This is a genomic window from Pseudomonas sp. JDS08PS003 (genome assembly GCF_045013505.1).
Taxonomy (GTDB): Bacteria; Pseudomonadota; Gammaproteobacteria; order Pseudomonadales; family Pseudomonadaceae; genus Aquipseudomonas; species Aquipseudomonas protegens_B.
Window position 1 is genome coordinate 4087240 of the sequence record NZ_CP120724.1, and the last position, 17392, is coordinate 4104631.

Below are 17392 nucleotides of genomic sequence, written 5' to 3' on the forward strand. Positions count from 1 at the left end.
CCACCGAGACCCTCATGAAAAAACACCTGGTGCTGTACAAGAAACTCTCGCCGTCGCTGATGGCCCGCCTGCAGGAACAGACCGAGGTCACCCTGATCGAAGACCTGGGGCCCAGCGGCCTCAAGGCCCTGCGCCAGGCCCTGCCCAGCGCCGATGGCCTGCTGGGGGCGAGCCTGCGCCTGGACGCCGACCTGCTGGACCTGGCGCCGCGCCTACAAGCGGTGGCCAGTGTCTCGGTGGGGGTCGACAACTACGACATCGACTACCTGACCCAACGGGGGATTTTGCTCAGCAACACCCCGGACGTGCTCACCGAAACCACCGCCGACACCGGTTTCGCCCTGATCCTGGCCACCGCCCGGCGTGTGGTGGAGCTGGCCAATATGGTTCGCGCCGGGCAATGGAACCGCAACATCGGCCCACTGCATTTCGGCAGCGACGTGCACGGCAAGACCCTGGGCATCATCGGCATGGGCCGCATTGGCGAGGCGCTGGCCCAGCGTGGGCATTTCGGCTTCGGCATGCCGCTGATCTACCACAGCAACAGCCCCAAGCCCGCGGTGGAGCAACGTTTCAATGCCCGCTACCGGAGCCTGGAGCAACTGCTGCAAGAAGCCGACTTCGTCTGCCTGACCTTGCCCTTGACCGAGAAGACCCAAGGACTGATTGGCCGTCGGGAGCTGGCGTTGATGCGCCCGGAGAGCATCTTCATCAATATTTCCCGGGGCAAGGTGGTGGACGAAGCAGCCTTGATCGAAGCCTTGCAGGAGCGACGGATACGGGGCGCCGGGCTGGACGTGTTCGAACGCGAACCGCTGGATCACCGTTCACCGCTGCTGCAGTTGCCCCATGTGGTGGCCACTCCGCACATCGGTTCGGCCACCCACGAAACCCGCGAAGCCATGGCCCGCTGCGCGGTGGACAACCTGCTGGCGGCCCTGTCGGGACAGCGCCCGCCCAATCTGGTGAACACCGCCGCGTGGACCACCAAGACACGGCAGGCCGGATAACGGCTTGACAACAACACAGCGCCCCCTTGTAGAAGCTGGCGTGCCAGCGAAGGCGCCCGCCAGAGCACCACAAGGCCCAAGGCCCTCTTCGCCGGCAAGCGCAACGCCGCCCGACAGGCGCCTACGGGTGGCGGGTTGGGGGGCGGCGTTCGAGGAGTTCGCCGGTGCAGCGGGCAATGCGCCGGCAGGCCTCGGCCAGGCGTTCGCAATCCAGCACCAGGCCTATGCGAATGTGGCCTGCCGCGCTGGGACCAAAGGCCTCTCCGGCCAGTACCGAAACCCCGTAGCCCTCCAACAGGCAGTCGGCAAAGGCCTGGGCGTCCAGCCCGGTGCAGCGTATATCCACCATGACGAACATGCCGCCATCCGGGCAGATCGGGGTCAGCCCCGGACACTGGCCCAGCAGCGTGCACACCAGGTCCCGTCGCCGACGGTACTCGTCGCGCATCTGCGCCAGCTCCGGCAGGTCGCGGTCCAGGGCCACCACCGCGGCGTTCTGCACAAAGTCCGGCAGGCCATACAGCATGCACAGGGCCAGATTGCTCAGGTGCCCGACCAGGGCCGGCGGGGCAATCACCCAACCCACCCGCCAGCCACTCATGGCATGGGACTTGGACAGGCTGTTAATGGTGGCCGTACGCTCACCCATGCGCGGCAGACTGCCGGGGCTCAAGTGCTGGCCCTCGTACAGCAGGTCGCAATAGACCTCATCGGAAATCAGCCACAAGTCATGCGCAAAGCACAGCCGCGCCAGGGCTTGCCAGTCGTCGAGGGACAGGCTCGCGCCTGATGGGTTGTTCGGGCTGTTGAGCAACATCGCCCGGGTGCGCGGAGTGATCCGCGCCGCCATCTCCCGCGGGTCGACGCGAAACCCCTGCTCGGCCCGCACCGGCACCGGCACGATGCGCGCCCCGCAGGCACCGAATACGCCTTCGTAGGTGACATACATGGGCTCGGCCACCAGCACCTCGTCCCCGGGATTGAGCAGGCACTGGGCCACGGAAAACACCGCACATTGGGCGCCCGGCAAAACCACCACATGCTCGGCGTCGACAATCTGCCCGCTGCGCTGATGATGGCGACGGGCAATGCAGCTGCGCAGGGCCAGGTTGCCGCGCACGTCCGAATAGTGGGTATCACCGGCCAGCAAGCTGTCGATTGCTGCCTGGACCACGGGCTTGGGGGTATCGAAATCCGGGTCGCCGATGGTCAGCAACAACACATCCCGCCCCTGCTCGCGCAGGGCCAGGGCCCGGTAGTGGATGTTCCAGGCTGCGGAACCTTCTCCGACAATCCGTTGGGTCAGGGCTGAGTAGCGCATCGTTTTCTCCATGAAAGATGCTTCAGCCAAAACCCTAGGTGCTGGCGGGGCACTCGTCGAGCGCCCCGCCCCACCGTTCGCGCCCTTAGACCACGAAGCGCGCCACCATGGCGTTGAGATCCACCGCCAGGCGCGACAGTTCATGGCTGGCTGAACTGGTCTGGTTGGCCCCGGCCGCCGACTGGATCGCCAGGTCGCGGATGTTCACCAGGTTGCGGTCCACCTCGCGGGACACCTGGGCCTGCTCTTCCGAGGCACTGGCGATCACCAGGTTGCGTTCGTTGATCTGGTTGATGGACTCGGCGATCTGCTCCAGGGACACGCCAGCGGCGCGGGCCAGTTCCAGGGTGCTCTGGGTCCGCTGATTGCTCTGCTGCATGGACTCCACCGCTTCGCCGGTGCCGTTCTGGATACCGGCCACCATCTTCTCGATTTCCTGGGTCGACTGGGCGGTGCGATGGGCCAGGGCCCGAACCTCATCGGCCACCACGGCAAAGCCGCGCCCGGCCTCACCGGCACGGGCCGCTTCGATGGCGGCGTTGAGCGCCAGCAGGTTGGTCTGTTCGGCGATGGCGCGAATCACGTCCAGCACCTTGCCAATGTCCCGGCCCTGAGTCGCCAGGCCTTCGATCATCACCGAGGTGTTTTGCACGTCGTGGGCCATGGTCTGGATCGCCTCGACGGTCTGCACCACGCGGTCGCGGCCTTCACGGGCGGCCTGGGTCGACTGCTGGGAAGCCTCGGAGGTGGACACCGCGTTGCGTGCCACCTCTTCCACCGCCGCGGTCATTTCGTTGACTGCGGTGGCGGCCTGTTCAATCTCGGTGTTCTGCTGCTGTACGCCGCGAGAGGCCTCCTCGGTCACCGCGCTGAGTTCCTCCGAAGCCGAAGCCAGCTGAGTCGCCGAGCCGGCGATCTGCTCGATGGTGCGGCGCAGGCTGGCCTGCATTTCCGCCAGGGCGCGCAACAGGCGCGCCGGTTCGTCCTTGCCGTCGACCTCGATGGCCTGGCGCAGGTTGCCGCCGGCGATCACCTCGGCGGCGTTGAGGGCCTTGTTCAGGGGGGTGACGATGCTGCGGGTCAACAACAGCGCCAGCACGATGGTCAGCAACGCGGCCAGCAGCGCGACGATGACGATCCCGGCAATGGCACTGTTGTAGTGCTCGCCGGCCGCCTTGGAGGCACTCTTGGCGTCCGCGGCATTGATCGCGATGAGCTTGTTCAACTGCTCGCCCATCTGGTCGGTGCCGTCCTTGATCCGGGTGTTGATCAGGGTGCGCAGCTCTTCCAGCTTGTCCTGGCGCGACAGTTCGAGCATCTCCTTCTGCGCCTGCAGGTAGTTGTCCAGGGTCGCGCTGAAGGTCTTGTACAGCGCCACTTCTTCCGGACCCGCCGGCAACGCCGCGTAGCTGGCCTGGGCCTGCTTGGCCTTGTCCACCAGCACGCCGATGCGGGTCTGGGCTTCGGCAAGGCCGGCCGGTTCGCGGTTCACCAGCACGCGAAATGACAGAATCCGCAGGCGCAGGACGTTCTCGGTCAGGTTGCCGAGGTAACCGACGCTGGGCAGCTGATTGCTTTCCATCTCCAGGGACGCGTCGCGGATGATCGACATGCGGTTCACCGCAAACACGCCCAGCACCATGACCAGCAAGGCAATGAAGGCAAAACCGAGGAAAGCACGCGGGGCGATATTCAGGTTACGCAAGGACATAGGGCGAGTCTCGAAGGAGAACGGGGCGGCGAGCATCCATGCCCTTGATCCGCCGACGCATCAGGACTGCATCGACGTGGGACACCATGGAAACAGTGTCCATGGGCCTATCAGAGATATCGGCCGAACTTGAGCTTTCATCTGGCTGATTGGCAAAAATATTTCGAAATGTGACCCCTGTTTCAGGACTGATACAGCACAACGCGAAGTGAATCGATAAAGCAGTGATTCGCTGCTCCGGGACAGTGCGCTGTATCCCGCCCGAGAGCACCAACGCGCCCTATGAAAAGTGCAATTCATTCGCCGTAAAAGCCATTTTTTCAGCGCCCGCCCCTGCCCATCATGGTCCCAGTCAATAAAAACAACGCCGAGACTGGATATGAAACCCGAAGACTTTCGTGCCGCAACCAACCGTCCGCTGACCGGTGCCGAATACCTGGCCAGCCTGCGCGACGACCGTGAAATCTACATTTATGGCGACCGGGTCAAGGACGTCACCACCCACCCGGCTTTCCGCAACTCGGCGGCCTCCATGGCCCGTCTGTACGACGCCCTGCACGACCCGGCCACCAAGGAGCAACTGTGCTGGGACACCGACACCGGCAACGGCGGCTACACCCACAAGTTCTTCCGCTCGGCGAAAAGCCCCGATGAACTGCGCCAGCAGCGCGATGCCATCGCCGACTGGTCGCGCCTGACCTATGGCTGGATGGGCCGCAGCCCCGACTACAAGGCCGCCTTCGGCAGTGCCCTGGGGGCCAATCCGGAGTTCTACGGGCGCTTCGCAGACAACGCCCGCACCTGGTACAAGCGCATCCAGGAAGCCTGCCTCTACCTCAATCACGCCATCGTCAATCCGCCCATCGATCGCGACAAACCAGTGGATCAGGTCAAGGACGTGTTCATCTCGGTGGACGAGGAAGTCGAGGGCGGGATCATTGTCAGCGGCGCCAAGGTGGTGGCCACCAACTCGGCCCTGACCCACTACAACTTCGTCGGCCAGGGCTCGGCCCAGCTGTTGGGAGACAACACCGACTTCGCCCTGATGTTCATCGCGCCGATGAACACCCGGGGCATGAAGCTGATCTGCCGCCCCTCCTACGAATTGCAGGCCGGCATGACCGGCTCGCCCTTCGACTACCCGCTGTCCAGCCGCTTCGACGAGAACGACGCGATCCTGATCATGGACAAGGTGTTCATCCCCTGGGAGAACGTGCTGATCTACCGTGACTTCGAGCGCTGCCGCCAGTGGTTCCCGCAAGGTGGTTTTGGCCGGCTGTTCCCGATGCAGGGCTGCACCCGGCTGGCGGTGAAGCTCGATTTCATCACCGGGTTGCTGGTCAAGGCCCTGCAGTGCACCGGCTCCCTGGAGTTTCGCGGGGTCCAGGCCCAGGTCGGCGAAGTGGTGGCCTGGCGCAACCTGTTCTGGTCCCTCACCGACGCCATGCATGGCAACGCCAGCGAATGGATGAACGGCGTCTACCTGCCCAGCACCCAGGCGCTGCAGGCCTACCGGGTCCTGGCGCCCCAGGCCTACACCGACATCAAGAAGATCATCGAGCAAGTGGTGGCCAGCGGCCTGATCTACCTGCCGTCCGGCTCCCGCGATCTCAAGGACCCGGTGCTCAACCAGTACCTCGGCACCTACTGCCGCGGCTCCGGCGGCATGGGCCACGAGGAGCGGATCAAGATTCTCAAATTGCTCTGGGACGCCATCGGCACCGAATTCGGCGGCCGCCACGAGCTGTACGAGATCAACTACGCCGGCAGCCAGGACGAGATCCGCATGCAGTGCCTGCGCCACGCCCAGGCCAGCGGCTCGATGAAGGCCATGACCGACTTGGTGGACAAGTGCCTGGGTGACTACGACCTCGACGGCTGGACCGTTGCGCACCTGACCAACCCCGACGACATCAACATGCTGGACCGCATCCGCCAGTAACCGCTGGCGTCTGGTAGGAGCTGGCTTGCCAGCGAAGGCGACCGCCAGAGCGGCGCAAGGCTCAAGACTCTCTTCGCCGGCAAGCTGGCTCCTGCAGCGCAATGCCCTGCGTCCATGAGGAATTCGTTATGTCTGTACTCGATCCCAAGCAACTCGCCTTCCGCAACGCCATGGCCCACATGACCGCTGCGGTCAACGTCATCACCAGCAACGGCCCCGCCGGCCGTTGCGGCATCACCGCCACCGCGGTCTGCTCGGTCACCGACAGCCCGCCGACCCTGATGGTCTGCGTCAACCGCAACAGCGCCCTGAACCCGGTGTTCAAGGGTAACGGCCATTTGTGCATCAACGTCCTCAGCGGCGAACACGAGGAAGTGGCCCGGCACTTCGCCGGCATGACCGGGGTGGCCATGGACCAGCGCTTCGGCCTGCACCCCTGGCGCGACGGCCTGCAGGCCCTGCCGGTGCTGGACGGCGCCCTGGCCAGCCTCCAGGGACGCATCACCGAGGTCCAGGAAATCGGCACCCACTCGGTGATGCTGGTGGAACTGGATGAAATCAGCGTGCGCGAGCAAGGCGACTCGCTGGTGTATTTCAGCCGTTGCTTCCATCGCCTGCAGCGCCCTGGCCAGGCTGCCTGAACAGCTCCCAGCCCTGGCTAGGATTCAAGGAGGTCCGGCTGATGCAGGCCGAAGCACACGCCCTGGGGATCGTGGCACTGGCAGAACCGGCCGAAACCGGGTTCGTGGGGACTGATGTCACCGGCCTGCCCCCCCAGAGCCCGGACCCGGGACACGCTGTCGGCCATGTCGCTGACCCGGAAATACACGACCATGCGCGACTGCGGATCGTCGCCATGGACGCCGACCCGGATCGAGGGCGCCTGCAACCAGGCATCCTCCGTTGCACCTAACCGCTGCGGCGACCAGTCGAACAGGCGCTGGAAAAAAACCAGCGACTGCGAAGCGTCGGCAACCCCGATTTCCACATGAGAAAGACTTCCTGGCATACATCCTCCACGTTCACAGAGTCAGAGCCGTCACTGTCCGCTGCAAAGGCTCGGCGGGTCTTGAATAAAACTGACCGGGCCACTCAATTCTCCCGGCCTTCGAGCAACGATGCCGGTTTGCCAGGAATATCGGCCCAGCCGCCTCGGGCATAGGCTCCCGGGGAGCAGCCGGCGAATGCCTGGAACTCCCGGGTGAAGTGGCTCTGGTCGCTGTAGCCGCACAGCACCGCAACCTGCACCAGCTCCAGCGCCGGTAGCGATTCCAGCAACTGCTGGGCGCGAGCAAAACGAATATGCCGGGCGCAGGCCTTGGGCCCTTGTCCCAGATGGGCCTTGAAGCGACTGGCGAAATGCCGTCCGCTGCAGCCGGCCTGCCGACTCAGATCAGCGATCGAGGTACCGCCAGCGCTTCGCTGCAGTTCCTCCCAGGCCCGGCGCAGCATCTCGGGCACCTCACGGCGCGAGTTGTGCAAACGCTCGGCAAGAAAGGTTTCGACCCGCTGCAATCGACTCGTCCAGCAAGGGCTTTCTTCCAGTGCCTCGACCAACAAGCCAACCGACGTGCCCCACAGTTCCCGCAGATCCAGCCAAGGGCTGGCAAGCACTTGGCCATCGCCCTGAAACAGGCGATACGCGGCCCAGGGTGGTAGCTCCACCTCGATGCATGAATGCACACCGCGCTGCTCGACGAGCATCGGAGCTGCCGGGCGGCTCACCACGAACGCCTGACACCGCTCCTCGCGCCCATTGGCGGCAAGCCCGTAGGGGGACGCCAGCCCGATGACCAGCTTGACCTGTGGCTGCGCGACCTCAAGTCGCCGCACGGTGCCCGGCAGCGTCTCGCTGAAGCCATACAAGCGACCGCCCCAGGGCCGCAGCCTGACGGCATCAAACCCTGTGACGCAGTGCGAAACAGAGAAAGGCTGCATTGGCATCGAACTCACTCCCAATAGTGATCATGGTTTACCAACTGAAGCATAAGCGACCCGCGCCGCCGGGCCATGGGCCACCTCCTGCATCTGTAGGATGGCGGTGGCCGGCCAAGCCATCGATACTCGCACCAGGCCCTGCCCACGTCCCCCCGGCGTAACGGTCCTCAACCACTTCCGTGACGAAAACAATAACAACGTCGCACAGAGGTAAAGCCCCATGAACCGACCCGATCATGCTCCGGCCAGCCTGTTGCAGGCCTTCAGCGAGCTGACCCTGGAACTGCAGCAACTGGCGCAGAACAAGGACATCGAAAACCTTCACCAGCATGCCCTGGCGCGCATCAGCAAACTCTTGCCCTTCGACAGTGCCTGGTGGGGCCGCGCCGCACTGATCGACGGCTTGCCGGATGAACACAGTTGCTACCTGTACCGCCTGCCACCAAGCTACCTGCCGGACTGGCAATCGATCCGCCACACCGATGTCACCGTCAGCCGGGTCCACGAGGTGCCGGGACGGGCGGTGATCGTCAACATGGCCGATCCGCACAGCGGCCCTGGCCTCAACTGGCTGAGCCGGCTCTATAACATCGGCGAACTGCTGTGCGTGGTGCACATCGATCCCCATACCCAACTGAGCAACCACCTGGCCCTGTACCGTGCCCCTGGCGCCCCGGCTTTCACCCTGGACGACTGCCATGTGCTGAACAACCTGATGCTGCACCTGGTGGCAGCGGTATCGGCCAATCAGATCCGCACCCTGGTGGCCATGCGCGAGAAGCTCACCCGCCCGCGCAACCTGGCCCTGGCCGTGTGCGACCGGCGCGGTGTGCTGCAATGCGCCGAGCGCGGTTTTGTCGATCTGCTGCTCCATGAATGGCCGCAGTGGAACGGTCCGCAACTGCCCATGGCGCTGGACAGCAACGGCTTCGAAGGCAAACGCCTGCAGATCGACTGCTCGGCCGTGGGCGACCTGTACCTGCTGGCCGCCCGCAGCCGCAGCCTCCTGCCCAAACTCAGCCCCCGGGAAAATGCCGTCGCCCAGTGCTTCGGCGACGGCAAGACCTACAAGGAAGTGGCCCGGGACCTGGGTATGTCGCCCAACACCGTGCGCCATCACATTCGCGCCATCTACAGCAAGCTCGGGGTCAAGGACAAGGCGCGCATCGCCCAGTTGCTTCACGCCCCGCCCGACTGACCCCGGCCCCTGACCAGCGCTGATTTGCGCCGTCGCATTTGACGGCCACGGGCTGCCTTTGCCCTTTTTTTGCCCCACTGCCGTGTGCCGGCGAGCCCCTCGCCGAACAACAACGCCAACAAGAGACGCACCGCCCATGACAAGGCTCATTACCCGTACCACCCTGGCCGTGGCTGGCGCCCTGGCCAGCCTGTCGCTCAACGCCGCGGACCTCAACGCCCGGGACTTCTTCGCCGCCCCCGTGGGTACCAGCCTGGGGGTGCTGTACCTCCCGGCCACCCGCGCCGGCGACTTTCACGGCCCGGCCGACAGCACCGGCAAGGCCGAGCTGCGAGTCAATGCCATGGCCTACCGCCAGGTGTTCTTCAGCGACCTGTGCGGCACCCTTTGCACCCCCCAGTTCATCGTGCCCTTCGCCGACATCAACGCTCGCTTGCCCGGCGCCGAACGCCATACCGGGGAAAGCGGCTTCGGCGATCCCCAGGTGGGGGGCACGCTGTTTTTCATCAACCAGCCGCAAACCCGCACCTACAGCGGCCTGTTGACCCTGATCACGCTGCCGGTGGGCGAGTACCACAGCCGCAACCCGGACGTCTCCCCGGGGGCCAATCGCTGGGGCGCGACCTTTGTCTACAACTACACCCAGGGCCTGGGGGAGAAATGGGTGCTGGAGGCCAACCTCGAAGCCCAGCTGTACGGCACCAACGACGACTATTTCGGCAGTGACCTGAAGCAGGACCCGCTCTATCGCCTGCAAGCCTTCGCTTCCTACGACTTCACCCCCAGCACCTACGGCGCCCTGCGCCTGATCCACGCCGATGGCGGTGAACTGCGGATCAACGACCGGCGCATCGACGACACCCACAAGCGCTACACCCAGGTCGGCTTCGAGCTCGGGCACTGGCTGGACAAGCGCAACCAGCTGATGTTCAGCCTGTCGCAGAACGTCGCCACCGATAACGGCTTTGCCGGCACCGACGCCCTGCTGCGCCTGGTCCACGTGTTCTGAATCCCTTGCCTTTGGAGCCTGTCCATGAACACCCAGAACCCTGTTTTGAGCCCCACCGCGCCGGCCACCCGCCAACCCCTGGGGCTGCTGGCAGCCATAGTGCTGTTCGCCGCCATCACTCCCGCCGTGCTGCTGATGGCCCCGGCCATCGCCGCCCAACTGGCCAGCCAGTGGCACTTGAGCCCCGCACAGATCGGCGACCTGTTCTCCGCCGAACTGGGCGCCATGAGCCTGGCCACGCTGCCGGCCATCTGGTGGCTGAAACACATCGACTGGCGCCGCGCCGCCCTGTGCAGCGCCGTGCTGTTCATCTGCGCCAACCTGCTGTCGATGCTGGCCCATGACTATTCGCTGCTGCTGATGGCGCGCATTGGCAGTGCCCTGGCCGGCGGCTCGCTGATGATCATCTGCCTGGCCAGCGCTGCCGCCAGCCCCAGCCCCAGCCGTGCCTACGGCTTCTGGGTGATGGGCCAGCTGGTGCTGGGCGCGGTCGGCCTGAGCCTGCTGCCGATGCTCTTCGAACGCTTCGGCCTGGGGGCCTGCTACCTGATCCTGGCGCTGCTGATGACCCTGTGCCTGCCCCTGGCCCGTTGCTTTCCAGCAGGCGCTGCGCGCCCGGCCGTCGACGCCCCGCAAGCCCCGGCGATCTCCTGGCTCAAGGCGAGCCTGGGTATTCTCGGCATCCTCACCTTCTACATCAGCCTCAGCGGCGTCTGGACCTTCATCGGCTCCATCGGCAGCCAGTCCGGCCTCTCGGCGCAGACCAACGGCGACATCCTGGCCATTGCCACCTTGATGGGCATAGTCGGCGCCTTGTGCGCCACCCTGTTCGGCGACCGCTTGCCCCGCAGAGCTCTGCTCCTGCTGGGCTACGGCCTGATGGCCGGCTCGGTGCTGCTGCTTCTGGGGCAGCCGCAGCTGGCGCGCTTCGCGCTGGCGGCGCTGGTGTTCAAGTTCACCTGGACCTTCATCCTGCCGCTGATCCTCGCACGCATGGCAGAGATGGATCGCAGCGGCCGGTTGATGAATGCCTCCAATCTGGTGATCAGCGCCGGCCTGGCCATAGGCCCGACCCTCGCCGGACGCCTGATCGAAAGCAGCGGCGGCTTCCAGGGCCTGTTGCTGGGGGGCGCCGTCATCACCCTGCTGTCCCTGGCCCTGGTACTCAGCTGCCGGCCCGCCCTCCAGGCCCCTTCCCATCCCCAAGGGCGATGACTGCCACCGGGCAGCGCCAGCGTGTCCTTGAACAACACTTTCCTTGAAAAATGGATATCACCATGACCTGCAGAACCGCTTTTTTCTTCGATGAACTCTGCCTGTGGCACAGCGGCGGCCCCCACGTCCTGACGCTCCCGGTAGGCGGCTGGGTCCAGCCGCCGTCTGCCGCCGGGCACGCCGAATCACCGGAGACCAAGCGCCGGCTGAAAAGCCTGATGGATGTCTCCGGCCTGACCCGACAGTTGCACCTGCGCAGTGCCCCAGCAGCCACCGAAGACGACCTGCTGCGGGTCCACAGTGCCGCCTACCTGCAACGTTTCAAGGCCTTGAGCGATGCCGGTGGTGGTCACCTCGGTGACGAGGCGCCGGTGGGCCCCGGCAGTTATGAAATCGCCAAGCTGTCCGCCGGGCTGGCCATGGCCGCCGTGGACGCCGTGCTCAGCGGCGAAGCCGATAACGCCTATTCCCTGTCCCGTCCACCGGGACACCACTGCACCCGCGACCAGGCCATGGGTTTCTGCTTCCTGGCCAACATCGCCATTGCCATCGAGGCCGCCAAGGCCCGTCATGGACTGGGCAAGGTCGCGGTCATCGACTGGGACGTGCACCACGGCAACGGCACCCAGTCGATCTACGAGGAACGGGCCGACGTACTGACCCTGTCCCTGCACCAGGACGGCTGCTTTCCAGCGGGTTACGGCGGTGAACAGGACCGTGGCCGCGGCGCCGGGCTGGGCTGCAACATCAACGTCCCGCTGTTGCCCGGTGGTGGTCATGACGCCTACCTGTACGCCATGCAGCGCATCGTGATACCGGCCCTGGAACGCTTCGAACCCGAGCTGATCATCGTCGCCTGCGGCTATGACGCCAACGCCGTGGACCCATTGGCGCGGATGCTGCTGCACAGCGACTCCTTCCGCGAGATGACCCAGTGCCTGCGGGACGCCGCCGAACGCCTGTGCGGGGGGCGCCTGGTGCTGGTGCATGAAGGCGGCTACTCCGAGGCCTATGTGCCCTTCTGTGGGCTGGCCACCCTGGAGGCGCTGTCGGGCGTGCGCACCGCGGTCAAAGACCCGATGCTGGCCTTCGTGCATCTGCAGCAACCCAAGGAAGCCTTCATGACCTTCCAGCGCCAGTTGCTGGACCGCCAGGCCGAGGCCATAGAGGCCGCCGGTCGCTAAATTCCCTTTGCAGTGGTGGCCGATGATCATCGGTCGCCAACTGTCCGGCAGCGCCCGTCGCCGGACAGCCAGCCTCACGGGCCTTTTCGGCCTTTTCGCCGGCAAGACGGCTCCTACGATCGTGCTGTAGGGGCCGACTGGCCGGCGAAGGCATTCTCTCTGTCCAGCACATTGGTCTCGGCAAAGCTGAAAGGTTTCCTATCCTCTCCTCAGCTACATGACCCTCAGGACAAGCACCTCAACACCCAATAACCCTGCGTGCCGCTGCGCCCCATGCCTTGAAGGCCGGGTGTGCCGCGCGCGCGGGGCTGCCCGTCTGCTTGTCCGCCCCTCCCTCGATGCCAGTGCTGTCCGGCAACGAGTCACTTGCGTTCCCGCTGAGACAAAGGAGATGTCCATGCACCGCAAAACCACGGATTACCTCGACGAAATCGGCTTCTGGCACTGCGCCCGGAGCCGACTGCTGCACCGCGCGGCCCAACTGCGGAACAGCCCCGAGGTCCCGCCGCAACCAAGCCCACCCACGATGCCCAGGGCCGCCCTGGATGACCTGTTGCAGAGGTGCGGCCTGGGGGAGCTCTGTCGCTGCTCCAGGCATGCAACACGAGGTGGTCCCGAAAGCGATTTGCCGGACTCACCCTCCGACTCTCAGGACTGATGGGCACCCGGGGCTGTTACTGGCCACTCCGATAAGGCGCCCTGAGCCCGCGCTTCACTGGGTGTGTGCTGATAACGAGCCTTGAATGCCCGGGCAAAATGCGCCTGGCTGGCAAAGCCATGACGGTAGGCGATTTCACTGATGTCCAGGCCCGCCCCCTGGCTGCTGCAGAGCAGCTGGCGGGCCTGCTGCAGGCGTTTTTCCAGGATGAAGCGGCTGGGCACGGTGTCTTCCATGGCGAACAGCCGGGCCAGGTGCCGGGTAGAAATGCCGGTCTGGGCCGCGACCCGTTCGCAGCTCAGGGTCGGGTCCCCCAACTGTTCATGGATGCACTGTTTGGCCGCCAGCAGGTAGGAGGCACTCAGGGCATTGATGGGCCGCTCTCCCACCTGTCCGGCGATGATGCTGGCCAGGAGTTCGAAGGCCTGCTCCTGGTAGGCCTCGGCCTCGCCACACAGCGGCTGCTGGAAAAACGCCCGGGTGTGCTCCCCAAGGGTGCGTAACAACAGGCGCTGGACTCCGCTGTGCACGCTGATCTTCAGCGTCCGGTCGAAACGCTTCAGACAGCGCGCGGCAAACTGCTCCTGGGGAATATCGAAAATGAACTGGCGCATCGCCCCGGAGAAGCCGAACAGGTAAGGCTTGTCGGTGCGGTAGACCACCAGTTCCCCCGGCTCCAGTACCTGGCAGGCGCCGTCCTGATAGAAGAACGAACCGCTACCGGTGACCAGGGACACGAAGATCGAGTCCTTGGGCACGCCACGGATCATCGAAGTGTCGCGTTCCACCACATGTTCATTGCCAACGATGCGCGCCAGGCGCATGGCACCCAACTGCAGGTTGTCCTGGCTGGCCATGAAACCGTCTTCGGCGTAGGAGTTGCACTTGAGCCCCACCAGGGTGCTGGCGTTGTAGTCCTCCCAGAACCTCAGGCGGTGATCCGGGTCGACCGCCTGGGTGCTGGCGTGCCGGGTTTCGAGCAAGGCGCATGGAGACATTGTTGTTCTTCTCATGGGCGGCGGGATGTTCCCCGGACGGCAAGGCAGTGTCCGGGCACCTGGGCCGCATGATCTGCGGGCTGCGGCCATTCATTAACATCTGAACTATATAGCCTGTCAACTTGAAACGCAGTGGGAGCCGTTCGCCGGAACGACCTCATTACATCGCTATTTTCGGTAGGAAAAATCCCTGTCCGAAACAGACAACAAACCGGTCCGATTCGATCAAACCGGCGCCCAGCCATGGGCCTAAAGTCGCCTCAGTCACCCCCATGACGCCCCCCTATAACAACAATCGAGGTCGACCATGCCTGAAGCCGCCACCCGTGAGTTCTGGAAAGACCTGCAACCCATCGCCAACTGTTTCAAGCCCGATGCCAAACCCGAGGTCTACCTGCCGGATGCCGCCAGTGACGACCTGAGCCTGTACGTGCCCTTCACCGAAACCGTGTCTTCGCGACCGCTGTGGATTTCCCCCAGCGAGAACCGCTGGTGCGACATCCTCATGGCCCGCAGCGCCGGGTTGGTCAACCGCCACTACCACCCCCACGAAGTCTTCGCCTACACCCTGTCCGGCAAGTGGGGCTACCTGGAGCATGAGTGGACCGCCAGCGCCGGCGACTTCGTCTACGAAACCCCGGGCGAAGGCCACACCCTGGTGGCCTACGAGCACGAGCAACCGATGCGGGTGTTCTTCATCGTCAAGGGCCCGCTGATCTGGCTCGACGAACAGGGCGAGCCCGACGGCTACTTCGACGTGCACTCCTACATCGCCCTGTGCCGCGAACACTACGAAAAGATCGGCCTGGGCGCGGCCCATATCGACACTCTGTTTCGCTGATCGGCGTTTCTCACGCCTCCTCGGAGAACCACCATGGCTTATAAAAACAACAAGGCCGGTTACGAGAACACCTTGCTGGGGGTGCTGTTCCTGACCTTCGGCTTCGTCTTTTTCGATCGTCTTGCGCTGTCCTTCCTATTCCCCTTCATGGCCGACGAACTGCAATTGAGCAACAGCCACCTGGGCATGCTGTCGTCGGTGCTGGCCCTGGCCTGGGCGGTGTCCGGTGCCCTGGTGGGCGCCTGGTCGGACCGCCGAGGCGTGCGCAAGCCGCTGCTGATCGTCGCGGTGATCCTGTTTTCCCTGTGCTCGGCCCTTTCCGGGCTGGTCACCGGCTTCCTCAGCCTGCTGCTGTTTCGCGCCATCATGGGGCTGGCCGAAGGGCCGATCCTGCCCTTGTCGCAATCCTTGATGGTTGAGGCTTCATCGCCCCAACGCCGGGGCCTGAACATGGGCCTGCTGCAAGGCTCGGCGGCCGGGCTGCTGGGGGCCGTGATCGGACCGCCGGTGCTGATCGCCCTGGCCGAAGCCTATGGCTGGCGCCACGCCTTCATCATCTCGCTGGTTCCCGGCCTGCTGATCGCCCTGTTGATCTGGCGCTACGTGCACCCGGACCCGCCACGGGGCGAGCCCCGGACCAACGCCGCACCGAGCAACGGCGGCGGACATCGGCTGGCCCTGTTGAAAAGTCGCAACATCGTGCTCTGCACCCTGATCAGCTGCGTGTTCCTGACCTGGTTCATCATTCTGATTTCCTTCACCCCGACCTTTCTGGTCAAGGTCCGCGACTACAGCCCGGCCAGCATGGGCACGGTGATGAGTTGCCTGGGCGGCGCCTGGGTGCTCTGGGGCTTCGGCGTGCCGGCGATCTCCGATCGCATCGGCCGGCGACCGACCCTGGTGCTGTTCTCGCTGATCGCCGCCTGCTGCCCCATGGCCCTGCTCTACGCGTCTTCGCCCTGGATGCTCGGCGTACTGATGCTGCTGACCTACACCGGCCTGGGCTGTTTCACCCTGTTCATGGCCACCATTCCGGCGGAGACCGTGCCCCGTGAAGTCATGGCCACGGCCCTGGGCATGATCATGGGGATTGGTGAACTGGTGGGCGGCTTCGTCGCCCCTACCATCGCCGGGTTCGCCGCCGACCGCTTCGGCCTGTCCATCGTCATGTGGATGTCATGTGGCGGCGCCTTGCTGGCAGCGGTACTGGCGTTGTTCCTCAAGGAAACCGCCCCGGCGGTGCTGGCCCGTCAACAGCGCCGGCACGCCGACGCCTCCTCTGTCCTGCAAGGAAACCAGCCATGAACGCACTGCGTTGGCACGCCGCCCGGGACCTGCGCCTGAGCCAGGTACAACTGCGCGAGCCCGGCCCCGGGGAAGTCCTGTTGCAGGTGGCCTATTGCGGTATCTGCGGCAGCGACCTGCATGAGTACGCCGATGGGCCGCACTCGATTCCCCAGCACGCGGCCCATCCGCTGTCCGGCTGCCGGGCGCCACTGACGCTGGGCCATGAGTTCTGCGGCCAAGTGGTGGCCCTGGGCCCCGGCGTCGACCCACGTCTGCTGGGGCAGCGGGTGGCGGTGGAGCCGGAGTATCGCTGCGGTGAATGCCAGTACTGCCGCATGGGCCAGTACAACCTCTGTGAATCCATGGGTTTTATCGGCCTGATGGGCGACGGCGGTTTTGCCGAGCAGGCGCTGGTGCCCGCCTACATGCTGCACCTGCTGCCGGAGCGCGTCAGCTTCAAGCAGGCCGCCGTGCTGGAGCCGGCGGCGGTGGCCTACCACGCCCTGAACCAGAGCAGCCTGATGGCCGGCGACAGTTGCGTGGTGTTCGGTCTGGGCCCCATCGGCCTGCTGCTGATCCTGCTGGCACGGCTGCGGGGCGTGGAGCGCATCTACGCCGTGGACCTGGACCCGCAGCGCCGACGCCTGGCCCTGGAACTCGGCGCCTCGGCCGCCCTGGACGGCCGCGATCCGCAACTACAGGAACACCTGCGGCAACTGAGCGATGGCGGCCTCGACACGGCCTTTGAGGCCGCCGGCACCCAGCAGACCCTGAGCCATGCCCTGCACTGCCTGCGCAAGGCCGGTGAAGCGGTGCTGGTGGGCTTGATGGGTCAGGTGCAATTCGACGCCTTTCATCTGGTGAACAACGAACTGCGCCTGCTCAGCAGTGTCGGCTACCGCCATGTGTATCCCGAACTGATCGAGCTGCTGGCCAGCGGACGCCTGGACCTGTCCCGAGTGGTGACCCGCTGCCTGGCCCTGGAGCAGGCGGTGGAACAGGGTTTCGAGGTGTTATTGCACGACAAGAGTCAGATCAAGGTGCTGGTCAACCCGACACCGGCCCTGGCCGAGGCCTGAC

General features: G+C 65.0%; 15 protein-coding genes and 1 pseudogene. 10 read left to right on the forward strand and 6 right to left on the reverse strand.

The features are described 5' to 3' along the window. The first annotated feature begins 14 nt into the window (after positions 1-14). A complete protein-coding gene (locus P7C00_RS18040) occupies positions 15-1010 on the forward strand; it encodes a D-glycerate dehydrogenase (protein ID WP_346635393.1) in 996 nt (331 codons plus the stop codon). Between the two features lie 121 nt (positions 1011-1131). On the opposite strand, the gene P7C00_RS18045 is transcribed toward P7C00_RS18040, so the two are convergent. From P7C00_RS18045 to P7C00_RS18055, 3 genes and pseudogenes are all read right to left on the reverse strand, one after another. Further along, complete coding sequence (locus tag P7C00_RS18045; protein ID WP_346635394.1) at positions 1132-2331, reverse strand: aminotransferase class I/II-fold pyridoxal phosphate-dependent enzyme; 1200 nt, start codon at positions 2329-2331, stop codon at positions 1132-1134. Between the two features lie 85 nt (positions 2332-2416). Then, positions 2417-2965 carry a methyl-accepting chemotaxis protein gene (locus P7C00_RS18050; RefSeq protein WP_404940034.1) on the reverse strand — a complete coding sequence of 183 codons (549 nt, stop codon included), beginning with the start codon at positions 2963-2965 and terminating at the stop codon, positions 2417-2419. Positions 2966-3322: 357 nt separating this feature from the next. Continuing rightward, a pseudogene (locus P7C00_RS18055) lies at positions 3323-4078 on the reverse strand (MCP four helix bundle domain-containing protein); the annotation flags it as partial. A 343-nt stretch (positions 4079-4421) separates the two neighbouring features. On the opposite strand from P7C00_RS18055, the gene hpaB reads away from it, so the two are divergent. Both hpaB and hpaC read left to right on the forward strand, forming a co-directional pair. Next, the gene (gene hpaB / locus P7C00_RS18060) at positions 4422-5984 is read left to right on the forward strand and encodes a 4-hydroxyphenylacetate 3-monooxygenase, oxygenase component (RefSeq protein WP_346635396.1); all 1563 of its coding nucleotides are present in this window, start codon (positions 4422-4424) and stop codon (positions 5982-5984) included. Between the two features lie 128 nt (positions 5985-6112). Next, positions 6113-6625 carry a 4-hydroxyphenylacetate 3-monooxygenase, reductase component gene (hpaC, locus tag P7C00_RS18065; protein ID WP_123725454.1) on the forward strand — a complete coding sequence of 171 codons (513 nt, stop codon included), beginning with the start codon at positions 6113-6115 and terminating at the stop codon, positions 6623-6625. A 17-nt stretch (positions 6626-6642) separates the two neighbouring features. On the opposite strand, the gene P7C00_RS18070 is transcribed toward hpaC, so the two are convergent. Both P7C00_RS18070 and P7C00_RS18075 read right to left on the reverse strand, forming a co-directional pair. Further along, a complete protein-coding gene (locus tag P7C00_RS18070; RefSeq protein ID WP_346635397.1) occupies positions 6643-6993 on the reverse strand; it encodes a VOC family protein in 351 nt (116 codons plus the stop codon). Positions 6994-7076: 83 nt separating this feature from the next. Then, positions 7077-7928 carry a helix-turn-helix domain-containing protein gene (locus tag P7C00_RS18075; RefSeq protein ID WP_404937010.1) on the reverse strand — a complete coding sequence of 284 codons (852 nt, stop codon included), beginning with the start codon at positions 7926-7928 and terminating at the stop codon, positions 7077-7079. Positions 7929-8142: 214 nt separating this feature from the next. On the opposite strand from P7C00_RS18075, the gene P7C00_RS18080 reads away from it, so the two are divergent. The 4 genes from P7C00_RS18080 to P7C00_RS18095 all read left to right on the forward strand — a co-directional run bounded on the left by P7C00_RS18080 (position 8143) and on the right by P7C00_RS18095 (position 12528). After that, entirely contained in the window at positions 8143-9120 is a 978-nt protein-coding gene (locus tag P7C00_RS18080) for a LuxR C-terminal-related transcriptional regulator (protein ID WP_346635399.1), read from the forward strand. 136 nt (positions 9121-9256) lie between these two features. Then, positions 9257-10129: a transporter gene (locus P7C00_RS18085; protein ID WP_404937011.1), complete on the forward strand. Its 873-nt coding sequence runs from the start codon at positions 9257-9259 to the stop codon at positions 10127-10129. A gap of 24 nt (positions 10130-10153) precedes the next feature. Continuing rightward, positions 10154-11344: an MFS transporter gene (locus P7C00_RS18090; protein WP_404937012.1), complete on the forward strand. Its 1191-nt coding sequence runs from the start codon at positions 10154-10156 to the stop codon at positions 11342-11344. 62 nt (positions 11345-11406) lie between these two features. Next, positions 11407-12528 (forward strand): class II histone deacetylase, encoded by a 1122-nt coding sequence (locus P7C00_RS18095; protein WP_346635402.1) that lies wholly within the window; start codon positions 11407-11409, stop codon positions 12526-12528. Positions 12529-13176: 648 nt separating this feature from the next. Here P7C00_RS18095 and P7C00_RS18100 read toward each other — a convergent pair. Next, positions 13177-14184, reverse strand: a complete 1008-nt coding sequence (locus P7C00_RS18100; RefSeq protein WP_346635403.1) for a helix-turn-helix domain-containing protein — start codon at positions 14182-14184, stop codon at positions 13177-13179. A 307-nt stretch (positions 14185-14491) separates the two neighbouring features. Between P7C00_RS18100 and P7C00_RS18105 the strand changes: the two genes are divergently transcribed. The 3 genes from P7C00_RS18105 to P7C00_RS18115 are packed head-to-tail and all read left to right on the forward strand — an operon-like array spanning position 14492 to position 17391. Next, positions 14492-15025, forward strand: coding sequence for a 2,4'-dihydroxyacetophenone dioxygenase family protein (locus P7C00_RS18105; RefSeq protein WP_346635404.1), 534 nt, complete (start codon positions 14492-14494; stop codon positions 15023-15025). A 33-nt stretch (positions 15026-15058) separates the two neighbouring features. Further along, positions 15059-16330 carry an MFS transporter gene (locus tag P7C00_RS18110; protein ID WP_404937013.1) on the forward strand — a complete coding sequence of 424 codons (1272 nt, stop codon included), beginning with the start codon at positions 15059-15061 and terminating at the stop codon, positions 16328-16330. Beyond that, positions 16327-17391 (forward strand): 2,3-butanediol dehydrogenase, encoded by a 1065-nt coding sequence (locus tag P7C00_RS18115; RefSeq protein WP_404937014.1) that lies wholly within the window; start codon positions 16327-16329, stop codon positions 17389-17391. The genes P7C00_RS18110 and P7C00_RS18115 overlap by 4 nt, the downstream gene beginning before the upstream one ends. Position 17392: the final 1 nt, after the last annotated feature.